Source organism: Paenibacillus sp. EB106-04-04-XG159 (assembly GCF_058791835.1).
This window is the reverse complement of record NZ_JBYTDY010000001.1, coordinates 476,690-489,790: the sequence shown is the minus strand read 5'-3', so window position 1 is coordinate 489,790 and position 13,101 is coordinate 476,690. Positions and strand designations below refer to the sequence as shown.

The window sequence follows — 13,101 nt, the reverse complement described above, 5'->3', positions numbered from 1 at the left end:
ACATGTCACAGTATGGTTATAGCAGCAAGGCAAGTAAATCTGCTAAAAATTCTAAGAGTAGTACGCCGCAGCCCTTGGAAAGCAAGATTCTAGTCTGGATGATTGGTCTATTTCTAGTGTGGGCTCCCTACCAAGTCGCCTTATTTAATGGACTGGCGTGGAATTTTGATAAGCCTATTTTTATCGCGGTATTGATGACATCCGTAATCGCACTGGTATCTATTCCTTTCCTTAGGGAAGCATTCAAAGAAGTTAATACAAAGACAATTCTAGTCGCATTAAGCGTATTGATACCCGGAAGCTACTTACTGTCTTTAATAACTGCTGTCTCTAGTTCTTCAGCTACCAATATGTTATTAATCACATGTACGTACTTTATCTTCTATACGATTTCGGCATACTTGTTTGAAGATAAACGAGTAAATACAATTATGCAATGGATTATCATAGGTACAGCCTACAGCATCGTAGCATTTGGTCTGCTGCATTGGCTAAATAGCACGAAATGGCTTAGTGTCATACTGGGCTGGTTCATTCCATTTGGCCCGGATGGTAAGTTTAACGAAGCTGTATTACCTACAGTCGATGGCCAGCGTCTCACTTCTGTGTTCCAGTACGCAAATACATACGCAGCTTACTTAATGGCATTCTTGTTCACTGCCCTATTCATGACAGGTGTCGCGCGTAGATGGTGGGAGAAGGCTCTACATAGCTTTATGCTCGTTCCGATCATTTTATCTATATTCTTAACTCTATCACGCAGCGGTTTAGTGCTTCTGCCAGTTGTTTTCGTTATACTGCTCGTACTCTTAAAGCCGCATCGTCAGTTGATGTGGATCCTTCATCTAGCTGTAAGTGGAATGGTTACGCTGATAATTATGAATCCTGTTACAGAGCTCGGACTGGCTGTACAGGAAACATTCAGCTACTCACAATCCTTAAAGGGCTGGGCATTCATTCTAATTGGTTCCGCCATATCAGCGGCGATCTCATATGCATTGGAACGCTGGGTATCGCCATGGTTGGAAGCCAAGTTCAGTGGTCTAACTTCTAAGAACTGGGGTAGTTTCCTTTTTCCAATAGGTGGAATGATCTTAGGAGGATTGCTGCTGTTTGTATTCACGGGAACAAGTGCTAAGAATGTGCTTCCTGATAGCATCCAAGCTCGTCTTGAAACGATTAATCTTAACCAGCACAGTGTATTGGAACGGGTCACATTCTACAAGGATTCAGCCAAAGTTGTCGCTGATTACCCGCTGATTGGTGCTGGCGGCGGTGCATGGGCAGCTATGTACGAAGAGTATCAGAACAACCCTTATACTTCAAGACAAGCTCACAGCTTTTACATGCAGTATCTGGTTGAAGTCGGTATCATTGGATTCCTTATCTTTGCCATTTTCTTATTTACTATTTTTTATCAGTATATACGTACCTTTATACGAGCTACACAAGAGGAACGCGATAGCTACTTCCCATATTTCATCATAGCTGTGTCTATTCTTGTTCATAGTGTGATGGACTTTAATATGAGTTTTGTATATATAGCTATATTAGTATTTATATGCTTAGGCGCAATGACTGCATCTATTGATCATAAGCCTCTGAAGAAGATAAAGTGGCAGCCAAAGACACTCCGAACATCGCTTAGTGTTTTCATCGGTCTTCTAGCTGTTGTATTGCTGATCACATCCATAACGTTTATATCTGCTACTAATGGATACAAGCAAGCAACCGTCAATCTTCAAACTAGCAACGATTATAATGTGATTACAGCACCGCTTGATAAAGCACTAAGCATAAGACCGCATCACCCGGATTATGTAAGTTTAAAAGCTAACTTGCTGACCCAAATTTATAAGCAGACACAAGATGAATCCTACTATGATGCATCTTATAACTTACTGCAGGAAGCGCTGAAGTATGAACCGAACAGTATGAACCTGTACGTTCAACTAATCAATCTATACTCCACTAAAAATATTGAGAAAGAAATCTTAAGCGTCTACGAGCAGAACTTGAACCGTTATCCTTGGAACATCAAGTGGATTGAAGGTTACATGCGTTCAGCTTCACGTCTAGCCTACATGTCAGTTGGTGATCAAGCGGAAGTTGATAAGTATTCCAACGTCGTGATGGACTTGCTGAAATATATTGAAGATGGCATGGAGTACCTCAAGACTCTTCCAGAGGGGCAGCTGCAAGGTCGAGCATTTGAAATCACACCGAAAGTTGCTCTACATGTTGGACAGATCTACTACTTGAACGGTAAGACGCAAGAAGCGTACGACATTATGAAGCCGCGTCTGCAAGAGCAGCTTATTAACTTAGATGATACTTCTGATATGAGCAATATTGAGCTGCATCGTTGGTACATTGCCATGTCTGAGATCCTTGGCGCTAGGGATGAAGCTGCTTATAATAAGCTGATTTCATTCAACCCAGAAGAAGCGAAAGAAATTGAAAAGATTATCAATACACCAATTAAATAGTACGAGAAATACACAGAAGGGAAGCCCCTGTCGTCATGCGACTTGAGCTTCCCTCTTCTTATGTCAATCAAAAAGAACAGACCCTCACTCCTCCTAAAGAATGCGGGTCTGTCCCTATCAATAACGATGATTAGTTCGTTAACAATTGAGCTTCTTTTAGCTTCTCTGCCATATAGCGCAGCAGATCCTCTCTTAGCTCCGGCCGCTGCAATGCATAGTGAATTGTCGTTTCGATGAAGCCTAGCTTCTCTCCCACGTCATGCCGATGGCCTGTAAAATGATAAGCCAGAACTTGCTCCTCCATTCCCAGCTTAGCAAGGGCATCGGTTAATTGAATCTCACCGTTCACACCCGCCTCTTGCTGATCCAGCAATTCAAAGACACGCGGCGTCAAGATATAACGCCCCATAATCGCCCAGTTGGAAGGCGCTTGGTCAACAGGCGGCTTCTCTACCAAACGATCCGAGCGCATAATCCGTTCTGTTAACTGTTCTCCTGCAACTACACCATAACGATGGACTTCTTTCCAAGGTACAGGCTGAACTCCGACTACAGTGGATTCATAATCATCGTAGACATCCATCATCTGCCGCAGGCATGGAGTATCTGACTCTACCATATCATCCCCCAGCAGCACGGCAAACGGTTCGTTGCCGATGAACTTGCGGGCGCACCATATCGCATGTCCTAGCCCGCGAGGTTCTTTCTGACGAATATAGTGAATGTTCGCCATTTCAGAGGATCTGCGCACCTCTTCGAGCAGCGATATTTTTTCTTTCTCAAGCAGCGCATGCTCGAGCTCATAGTAATTATCGAAATGATCCTCTATCGCACGTTTGCCTTTACCTGTAACAATAATGATGTCCTCAATACCAGACGCTACAGCCTCTTCCACTATGTATTGTATGGTCGGCTTATCGACGATCGGAAGCATCTCTTTCGGCATAGCTTTCGTAGCCGGCAAGAATCGGGTACCGAGACCAGCAGCAGGAATAATCGCTTTACGAATCTTCATGGGTTCCTCCGCGTCATGTTATGTTATAAGCGCTTCAGCACTGCTTCAATTATACATGATACGAATCGCCCAAGCATGCTATTCCACTGCAAATACTTTACAACTATAAAAAAAGCGATTGCGCGGACTCATCATCCACGCAATCGCTTATCATAAGTTACTTCACCAGCTGCCCGCGCGTTACGCCGAGCTGGTTCGTTGCCTTCAGCTTGCGCCACACCTGCGTGCCGCTAATCTCGCCGCGCAGCGCGCGGGTATAGAGATCGAGGACCTCGGAGACTTGCTCTGCCGTCTCCTCGAGGAATTCCACGCGGTAGGTACCAACGCCCAGTTCAAGGAAATGCGACAAGTATTCCGCACCCGACTGTTCGATGGCGTTGTACACCGTGTTGCGGCAGCCCTCGTCCACGCGGACCGGATGGGACATGCCGATACGGTCACGCAAGGAAACGCGATGCTCCTCACACGGGCGGCCGCAGTTGGTAAAGTCCGTTCCTTCGCTTAAGAACGTACAATACACGCAATGTTCGGTATGGAACATCGGCAGATGCTGGTGGATGACGATCTCGAGCATCGTCGTATCCGAATTGCGCAGCATATCTACCATCTGCTGAATGTTCAGGTCATAGGAAGGCGTGATGCGATCCAATCCCGCTTCCGTGAACAGTTGAACGGCCTTGTGATTCGCTACATTCAGTGAGAAATCGCCGATCAACTGCGGGAAGGGCTCAACAGCGTCAGCGTTCGCGCCTGCTTCCGCTTGAGCCTGCTCCCACTCCGCCTTCGCCTGCATGTAAAACTGCAAGGCGCCCGTATTGCGAACGAGAACGGCATCCGGCTTCAGCTTCAGGATGTTCTTATGGTAGCCGTTCTCGTTCGGCATATGAATGCGCGGTGTTACCAGCGCAATCGGTTTGCCCGCCGCGCGGCACGCTTCGATCGCCGCCGGGAACTGCTTAATAAACTCGAAGTCGGCGTATATCATCGCCGCCTCGGTCTTCACCGCCTGCTGCACCTGCTCCAAGGTGCGGCACAGCGCGGTCAGTCGCGCAGCGCCATGTGGCACAGCCGTGTGTTCCACCACGGCGTCGCTAAACGCGTCCGCTGCGCGATGCTTCACGTACACCGGCGGCTTCGGCCGCTCGCCGGTCAACGCCTCAACCGCGCGGCGGCGAATCGCATTCAGCTCGCGCATCGGCACGATCACGTTGCCCTCCAGGGCAACGTCCAGCTGCTCGAGCTGATACAGCGTGCCGCCTAAGCGGCCGAGCTGCTCTTCCAGCAGCGCCTTATCCATCGGGCGCTTCTGCGCTTCCTCCAGCGCCAGCTCCGAATCCACCTGCACCGTCGTGCCCTTAGGCACATCGGTCCACCATGTACGGAGCGGCTCACCTACACGGCCCTCCACGCGCACATGCACCGGGAATACCCGATACGGCTTCTCCGTCTCAAATGTCGCGCGCATCCGCTTCTCTAGCGCGGGATCGCTCGTCTTCCAGATCCGATCGCCAACCTTCACGCGGCGCAAGTTCACATCATTGCGCCCCGGCACGATGTCCACGATCCAGCCTTCCTCGGCTTCGCCCTCCAGCTTCACGCCCTTGCGGCGCACGTCATACACGCGTCCGCCTTCTTCCTTCTGCGTCGGATCACCCGCATCGAAGCCGATGCCGTCGCCGCGCTTCAACGGCGCTTCCAGCTTGCACACGACGCCATCGCGCAACACCTGCTCCACGCGGCCCAGATACACGCCGCGGCTCTTCGGGAACGTGCCGTCTACGAGCTGCTTATTGTTCGTGCCCTTCAGGAAGCCGTGCGTAAAGCCCCGCGAGAAGCTCTGCTGCAGCTCGCGCACATCTTCCTTAGACGGGCCCGTCCACTTGCCATCGAAATAATCATCTATTGCCTTGCGATACTTGCTCACCACGTTCGCTACATACTCCGGCTGCTTCATGCGGCCTTCGATCTTGAACGAAGTCACGCCCGCCTCGATCAGCTCCGGCACGATGTCAATCGCCGCCAAGTCCTTCGGCGACAGCAGGTAAGTCACATCACCCATCGGGTGATGCTCGCCGTCGACCATCATGTCATACGGCAGGCGGCATGCCTGAGCGCACTCGCCGCGATTCGCCGAACGGCCGCCCCACATCTCGGACGTCAGACATTGTCCCGAGTACGATACGCACAGCGCGCCGTGGACAAATACCTCCATCGGCAGCTTCGCTTCCTCGCCTATTTTCTGAATCTGCTTCAGATTGTTCTCACGCCCAAGTACAACCCGCTCCATACCATACGGCTTCGTGAACTCCGCCGCTTCAGGAGAAGTAATCGTCATCTGCGTCGAGCCGTGAATCGGGAAGTCCGGCGAGATCTCGCGGATCATCTTCACCAAGCCCAAGTCCTGCACGATAACCGCATCTACCCCTGCCTCTACACACACCTCAATCAAGTGCTGCGCATCCTTCAGCTCATCCTCGAATACGAGAATGTTGAACGTCAGGAAGCCCTTCACTCCATAGCTGTGCAGATACGACATAATCTCAGGCAGCTCATCCATCCGAAAATTGTTCGCACGCGCACGCGCGTTAAATTTCTCAACGCCAAAAAATATCGCATCCGCGCCATTCGCCACCGCCGCACGCATACAATCCCAGTCGCCCGCAGGCGCCAACAACTCTATATCTTCACGTTGAATCGTCATCGTATCCATATTAACCTCCGTTAAAGTGCTCTCTCGAGAGCTCCAATAATACAGTTTACCCCATTCCATAGCGCTAATCTACCTCCTTGACTATGAAATGTTTCACAATTAACAACCACTCCCAAACTCGCACCAAAAAAAGAGAAATCCCTCGCGAGATTCCTCCTTTAACCAACCTGTTTCCTATATACGCTTTCTGATGCTCTTCTGCATTCATACCCGCACGACTACTTCACCAACTTGAACGACTCAATCGCCTTTAGGAACTGCTTCTCTACATTCTCGGAATAACTTGATTTAAAGTCACGGATACATATTGCGATTACATCTGATCCTGCCTCTACATAGGCAGCATGCCAGATACGCTCAAAATCGTCGCGGTCAAACTTATAATCGTACTTCAAGATCCGCACCTTATGGCCGTTGATCACTTTCGTTTCGTCCAGGACATTGTTGTAGACCATATCATGCTCCGCGAAGCCCTCTTCATCAATCAGCTTTACATCCAACAAACTCGTATCTTCATACTTGAATATACCCAGCAGATCGCCAAACGGAGGCTCGAATCCGTACAAACCTTCCTCCTGCTGTTCCATTGCATGCCAAGCCTTAGGAAGTTCGATAGATGCTGATAGATCCTTCAGTTCATGCTTCGTCACCGCATCCCACGATTCCATGTAACCGAAAGTGCCAAATGAATCTTTGAGCTTGGAGACGTCAATCTTGATTGACTTGAGAATCTGTTCTGCTGCATCACTTGTGCCATCCTCGGCATAGCTATCCGTTATAAACAAATTCAAGTTGTAGCCGCCATCAACGATGTACAGCACATACTGAGTATACTTGCCCTTGCCTTCATTCATAACCACGCGCTGCAGTATGCCCTCTTTGCCATCGGCAAGCTTATATGGCTTCTCCTCTATGAGCTTCACTACACCTGGTTGATAGGTACGAGCAGCATAATCATTGCGTGCCTTCACGACCTGTGCAGCAGTCAGGCCCTTAGCGTCCTGCATGCTAATCTGGAATTGAGACATCCCGTACTGCGACTGTGCATAGCCATACTCCGTATCCGTTGTCCAGGTTACCGGCAGCGTCACTGCAACACCGTAATCGTCATAAGCTACAGTTCGTTCGCTTTGCTGATTAGGGTCTTTCTGGTTGGCTGGCACTCCACTCAAGACATACGCCGGAAGGAAGCTGTTGAGCATGCCGTCAATCGCCGCAGCATCCACGCCATATGCGCTTAGCAAATAATTCATGCCATTCGCCTGATAGATTCGGTAAATGACCTCTTCATCTAATGTGCCGTCTTCCAAATATTCTGCCGCAGTCACTTGCGCATATGGATAGTTTCCAACTTTCCCCGTAATACCAGTGATAATCTCCATGGACTCGAACAGACCGTCATTGATGAGGTTTGCCATCAACTGATCCGTACTGTCCGCAGGCTCATCGATCATATAATCCTTTTCCAAAGTCACATACTGCTCTCCGCTGGTATCTGAAAATGTTGTCAGACCGACATCCTGATCATCCACGTATAACCACTCATCAGGAAGAAAGATCGACCATTTATCAGCACTGCTGCCCACTCGCGACAGATCTGCTTGCGCTTCCTTCGCATCCCAGCTCACAATCGTCTGACCGCCAGCGCCTAGTTTAATTGTTGCATTGATAGCTTCTGTGACAGGTCGAATCGGAACCATCAGATTGCCGTTTTTCACAACAGGTTCAGCAGGCATCATAATCGCTTTTCTATTCGATAACGCATACACTTCGCCGACTACCATCTCAATCTTTCGATTTCCTGCCGCAAGTATAAATTCCTCATTAGGTACTGTCCATTTTAACGTCATGCCAAATGCCGACTTCAACGTGCTGATCGATACCAATGTGCTGCCATTCACTTGAAACGGCTTCGCAATCTTGAGATTAGTTCCGTTTACAGCAGCCTGATCGCTGCCAACCTTATAGCGCAGCTCCTTCACCGTCGAAGCTGCCGCAGCTTCAACGCGTGTTGCACCAACAGTTGTCCAACTTACGCCTTCAAGCAGTAAAGCCAATGCTGCGATAACAGCCAGCCACTTTCGCCCTTTGAACATATGTATTTTCACCCTTATCTCATATTGAATGCCTTACACATATAATATCGGAATATTATGGGAATCCATATTGTTCTAGTTATCTACTTTTCCTAGCGTGACATTCACTGTAGATTTCTTTCCTTTTGAGAGCAGCGTAAGCTTCGCCGTATCTCCAGGCAGCTGTCCCTTTAGCGCTTCATTAACGTCGGCCAAGGTGCGCACTTCATGCCCATTAACCTCGAGCAGCGTGTCGCCCGCTTTAATTCCCGCTTTCTTCGCTTGTGGGCTTATGACATTCGTTATCTTCAACGAGCGATCCGTCGGCAGACCAACCGAGGCTGCCCAATTCTCTTCAACCGCAATCCCGATGGAAGGCCGTCTCAGTTCCCCATATTTCAGAAAATGATCCACTGCCCACCTTACCGTATCCGCAGGAATCGCAAAACCCATATTATCTATGTCTTCACCGTAATATTTAAGTGTATTAATTCCGATAACCTCGCCATCCATGTTAATTAACGGTCCTCCGCTGTTGCCTGGATTAATGGCCGCATCTGTCTGAATCAGTTTGTATCCATTGTCCACTACGCGATCCATGCCACTCACGATTCCTGCTGTTACGGAATTCTGCAGAGTAAAGGATACTGGCGTTCCAACGGCAACCACCGTCTCTCCTACTTCCGTCTTGCGAGATGCTGGAGCTAGCGTCGCGGGCTTCAAGCCTTTAGCATCGATTCGAATAAGCGCCAGATCGGTAAGCTCGTCCGAGTACGCTTTGGTTACAGAATAGGATTTACCGTCAGGAGTCACGACAAGCGGCTTCTGCATTCCATTAATAACGTGTGCATTGGTAACGATCCATCCTTCTTCTCGGATCACGACACCTGTTCCATGAACTATGGCATCGCGCGGATCTTTAACCAGGCTAATCATTTCCTTATCTTGACCGATGATCGCTACAACAGAAGGGCTTACTTTCTTCACCACAGATGGTATGGAATTCACATTCAACACATACTTCTTAGTGGCCGGATCATAAGCTCCACTATCTCCAACCGCTGCAGCTACTGCATTGGCTTCAATATAAGTCTTTCCATCTACTTGTACCGTAGGAAATGAAATCGACTCCGCATACACGGAGACAGGCGCACACAGCATCATAACTGCTGCTGTGATGGCTACTAATCTTAACCCCATGGATCGACCTACTAAATGACGTCCAGCATTGTCCTTTGAAGCCGCTTTTAACAATGGATGCACTCTCCTCTTAAACCATATTCTATCTTTTTATAACCTATTGTTAAGTTCTTGTCTATACAATAAAAGACTCCCTGATACCATCATCAAAGAGTCTTTCAGCACTTATGAATCTCCATTCATGAAGCAGAATGATTATGTATGAATTACGATCTTCTAGAAGCTATCGGGTTACCAGCCTTTAATCATGATGACATCAACAACCAGGAATGCGAGCAAGCTCACTGTGGCGAAGCCGAGCGCGAACAAATTTTTAGGACGTTGCTTAATCTGGCGAACGACAGCCCATGCCAATATTAACGTAATGGCAATAATAATCAGATCAAACCACTGAAACAAGCTCTGGCTTGTTGCTGCCCCCTCTGCTAGAAACATGATGCGACCTCCCTTAATAGACACATTTTACCTATCTTTTCCTATGTTATATTTAACCAGATTTTGATGCAAGTTAATTTTTGTAATTTTAACAGGATTGCCACACTTTTGTCACTTGTTAACCATCGCAATTAGCATCTGCATGACAATCTTCACTGCTAACGGCGAGTACACGCTGATTATAAGCAATATGCGGGACTCCCATCAAAAATACTGATAAACCATTTTGACTTCCAGTAATTTACATGGTGTTGGAAACGTGATACGATTAGATCAATTTCATATCTGATTAATCTTATCGGAATTAATTGTAAAGCGAGGGATGAGATTGGCTTATGATCCTATTTGGATGCAGAATCCGGGTAAACTGAACAAGACCGAGTTTATGAAAATGGAGAAAGACGGGCTGGACGTCATCCGCGACATTATTGAAACTTATGCAAATACAGGCTATGAGGGAATTCCTGACGATGACAAGTCCCGCTTCAAATGGGCGGGCGTATACGAGCAGAAGCCTAAGGACGGTTATTTTATGATGCGGATTCGGATTAATTCCGGCATTATGACAACCGCCCAGGCAAGAGCACTTGCCGAGATCGCCCATCTATACGGGCGCGATCTCATTGATGTGACGACGCGGCAGGCCATTCAGTACCATTGGCTGCGCGTCGAGAATTTGCCCGACATCTTCAAGCGGTTAGAAGATGTCGGGCTGTACTCCTACGAGGCGTGCGGTGATTGTCCGCGCACGATCGTAGGGAACCCGCTCGCAGGGATAGACCCGAACGAGCTGCTTGACACCACTGCGATTGTTAACGAGGTAAACGACTTCTTCCTATTGAACCGCGACTTCTCTAATCTGCCGCGGAAGTACAAGATGTCGATCTCATCCAACATCTATAATAATGCGCACGCGGAAATTAATGACTTGGCCTTCTCACCGGCAACTAAGGTTATCGATGGGCATGAAGTGATTGGATTCCATGTTCACGTGGGCGGCGGATTGTCTGCGAAGCCGTATCTCGCTAAACGGCTTGATGTATTTGCAAGGCCGGATGAAGTATTGAAGATTGCGGTAGGCGTTACGACCATCTTCCGCGACTACGGCTTTCGAGAGAAGCGACACCAGGCAAGACTGAAGTTCCTGGTTGCCGATTGGGGAGTCGAGCGATTCCTTGCCAAGCTGGAAGAGATCGTCGGGCCACTAGAGCGCGCCGGAGTTGATCGAATCGTCGGTTGGCAGGCCGCTTACTTTGATGGCGTTCATCCGCAGGCTCAATCTGGCTTGAATTATTTCGGCCTGAACGTGCCTGTTGGGCGTTTGGACGCCAACGAGCTGCTCGCTCTCGCTGATATCACAGAGAAGTACGGCGATGGCTTCCTGCGAACGACCATGTCTCAGAATATCTTAATCAGCGGTATTCCTGATCACGCTGTAGATGAAGTGCTGGCAGAACCCGTATTGCAGCGATTATCCCCTTTTCCGAAGCCATTCATGAGCCGAACGGTTTCCTGTACGGGCAACGAGTTCTGCAATCTCGCAGTCGTCGAGACGAAGGAACGCGCGCGTCTAGTTGCCGAGTACCTCGATGAACATGTGGATTTGGGCGAAAAGGTGCGCATTCATTTTATTGGATGTCCGAACGCTTGCGGTCAGAAGCATGTTGCAGATATTGGCCTGCAGGGCGCGCTGGTAAAGACGCCGAACGGTATGGTCGATGCTTTCGATATAGCGGTAGGCGGCATTCTCGGGCCTAATGCCCGCTTCAATACGACGCTCAAGGGACGTGTCAAAGCAGATGACCTGCCAGCCGTCTTAGAGCAGCTGCTACTATTCTATAAGCAAGAGCGGCTGCAAGACGAAACCTTCCATTCCTTCTTCCTACGCGTTGGCGCAGAGGCATTTCAACAGAAGCTGACCGCAATACTTACCTCTACTACTCTCGCCTCTTCCTAAATAATAAGGCTGCCTAGCCGCATGACGCGGGATTGGCAGCCCTTTTGTTATTCCAATATGAGTTCATGGTAGGAACGAATCATGACATCCGCCGCATCCGGCTTCTGCTCAAAATACCCTTCCTCATCAATAAATATATTAAGCGCACAGCCCGCGCTTCGCCCCATTTCCATATCGCCGACGGAGTCACCAATGACAACCACTTCATGCGGCGCAAGTCCAAGCTCTCGACAAGCCAGCTCTACCATATCCGGATATGGTTTGCCATGTGTGACACAATCATCGCCAACCACAGAGTTAAAATGATGCAGAATCCCCATCTTGCTTAGATGCTGCTTCGAGGGCTCTTTATCGTCTGCAGTTACAACACCGCGAATCAAGCCTGCCGCTTCACATCGTTCCAGAAAATCCGCCACTCCCGCAACAGGTCTAATCTGGGCAAGGTCGAGGTTCGTCTCATTGGCATGCTCGAACAAATTGTTCGCGCGGCGCATCGCCTCATTCCACGGAACGCCCGCACGGTATAAATAATACGTCGCAATTGAAATCATCTGCGTAGGCGAGCCCATAGCAAGCGGCCCGAACCGATCATGCGCCGTCACCCGACGCTGCTCATCCAGATGCACGCCCAATATATATCCAGGCTGGTCTGGAAGCTCCGCCCCCTCCGCGCGAAGCTCCCGTTCCAAGCTGTCCATCACCTGTTCCGCCCAGTTCCCCCACAAACTTATAAACTGCAGGATCGTTCCATCCTTGTCGAACAAAATACCGCGCACCTGCACACTTCGATCTCCAACGATAAGCTGAGTCATCTCCGATACCTACCTTCATCTCATATTCTCTCTCGCCCATCTAGGGCGCTCTATGGCTTCTCTACGACTTCTACGCGCAAGCCCATCTTCCTGCCCGACCTTCAAACTATTTGCTCTACTCTACAAAATGGTGATTCCCCCATAGCCCCATCTTGGTGCTATCCCGTTCACTCAGATATATACATCTCTGCTCCTTCTCGCTATTATCCCATATGCTCAGATATGTACCTCCCCGCTCCTTCTCGCTACTATCCCGTTCGCTCAGATCTGTATCTCCCCGCTCCTTCTCGCTGTTATCCCGTTCACTCAGATATGTGCCTCTCCGCTCCTTCTCGCTACTATACCATTCACTCAGATATGCGCCTCTCCGCTCCTTCTCGCTGCTATACCTTTCGCTCAGATATGTAC

Annotated in this window: 9 protein-coding genes; 2 read left to right on the top strand and 7 right to left on the bottom strand. The window is 49.0% G+C overall.

Going from position 1 to position 13,101, the window contains the following annotated elements; all coding sequences use genetic code 11:
- Nucleotides 1-2: 2 nt before the first annotated feature.
- Nucleotides 3-2,489: an O-antigen ligase family protein gene (locus tag AC3WTP_RS02135; RefSeq protein WP_492392919.1), complete on the top strand. Its 2,487-nt coding sequence runs from the start codon at nt 3-5 to the stop codon at nt 2,487-2,489.
- 130 nt (nt 2,490-2,619) lie between these two features.
- Here AC3WTP_RS02135 and galU read toward each other — a convergent pair whose 3' ends face one another.
- The 5 genes from galU to AC3WTP_RS02110 all read right to left on the bottom strand — a co-directional run bounded on the left by galU (nt 2,620) and on the right by AC3WTP_RS02110 (nt 9,924).
- Nucleotides 2,620-3,504, bottom strand: coding sequence for a UTP--glucose-1-phosphate uridylyltransferase GalU (gene galU / locus AC3WTP_RS02130; protein WP_492392918.1), 885 nt, complete (start codon nt 3,502-3,504; stop codon nt 2,620-2,622).
- Nucleotides 3,505-3,661: 157 nt separating this feature from the next.
- Nucleotides 3,662-6,214 (bottom strand): U32 family peptidase, encoded by a 2,553-nt coding sequence (locus AC3WTP_RS02125; protein ID WP_492392965.1) that lies wholly within the window; start codon nt 6,212-6,214, stop codon nt 3,662-3,664.
- A 218-nt stretch (nt 6,215-6,432) separates the two neighbouring features.
- Complete coding sequence (locus tag AC3WTP_RS02120) at nt 6,433-8,310, bottom strand: stalk domain-containing protein (protein WP_492392917.1); 1,878 nt, start codon at nt 8,308-8,310, stop codon at nt 6,433-6,435.
- Between the two features lie 75 nt (nt 8,311-8,385).
- Nucleotides 8,386-9,543 carry a S1C family serine protease gene (locus AC3WTP_RS02115; RefSeq protein WP_492392916.1) on the bottom strand — a complete coding sequence of 386 codons (1,158 nt, stop codon included), beginning with the start codon at nt 9,541-9,543 and terminating at the stop codon, nt 8,386-8,388.
- 177 nt (nt 9,544-9,720) lie between these two features.
- Nucleotides 9,721-9,924: a DUF2759 family protein gene (locus AC3WTP_RS02110; protein WP_492392915.1), complete on the bottom strand. Its 204-nt coding sequence runs from the start codon at nt 9,922-9,924 to the stop codon at nt 9,721-9,723.
- 328 nt (nt 9,925-10,252) lie between these two features.
- On the opposite strand from AC3WTP_RS02110, the gene AC3WTP_RS02105 reads away from it, so the two are divergent.
- Nucleotides 10,253-11,881, top strand: coding sequence for a nitrite/sulfite reductase (locus tag AC3WTP_RS02105; RefSeq protein ID WP_492392914.1), 1,629 nt, complete (start codon nt 10,253-10,255; stop codon nt 11,879-11,881).
- A gap of 47 nt (nt 11,882-11,928) precedes the next feature.
- On the opposite strand, the gene AC3WTP_RS02100 is transcribed toward AC3WTP_RS02105, so the two are convergent.
- Both AC3WTP_RS02100 and AC3WTP_RS02095 read right to left on the bottom strand, forming a co-directional pair.
- On the bottom strand, nt 11,929-12,693 hold the full coding sequence (locus tag AC3WTP_RS02100) for an HAD family hydrolase (protein ID WP_492392913.1): 765 nt from the start codon (nt 12,691-12,693) through the stop codon (nt 11,929-11,931).
- A 115-nt stretch (nt 12,694-12,808) separates the two neighbouring features.
- On the bottom strand, nt 12,809-13,101 hold a 293-nt coding region (locus tag AC3WTP_RS02095), incomplete at its 5' end, for a hypothetical protein (RefSeq protein ID WP_492392912.1).

What these genes read in the sequence shown, in the direction of transcription:
- AC3WTP_RS02135 (WP_492392919.1), top strand. Translation starts at nt 3, where the DNA reads ATGTCACAGTATGGTTATAGCAGCAAGGCAAGTAAATCTGCTAAAAAT.
- galU (WP_492392918.1), bottom strand. Translation starts at nt 3,504, where the DNA reads ATGAAGATTCGTAAAGCGATTATTCCTGCTGCTGGTCTCGGTACCCGA.
- AC3WTP_RS02125 (WP_492392965.1), bottom strand. Translation starts at nt 6,214, where the DNA reads ATGGATACGATGACGATTCAACGTGAAGATATAGAGTTGTTGGCGCCT.
- AC3WTP_RS02120 (WP_492392917.1), bottom strand. Translation starts at nt 8,310, where the DNA reads ATGTTCAAAGGGCGAAAGTGGCTGGCTGTTATCGCAGCATTGGCTTTA.
- AC3WTP_RS02110 (WP_492392915.1), bottom strand. Translation starts at nt 9,924, where the DNA reads ATGTTTCTAGCAGAGGGGGCAGCAACAAGCCAGAGCTTGTTTCAGTGG.
- AC3WTP_RS02100 (WP_492392913.1), bottom strand. Translation starts at nt 12,693, where the DNA reads ATGACTCAGCTTATCGTTGGAGATCGAAGTGTGCAGGTGCGCGGTATT.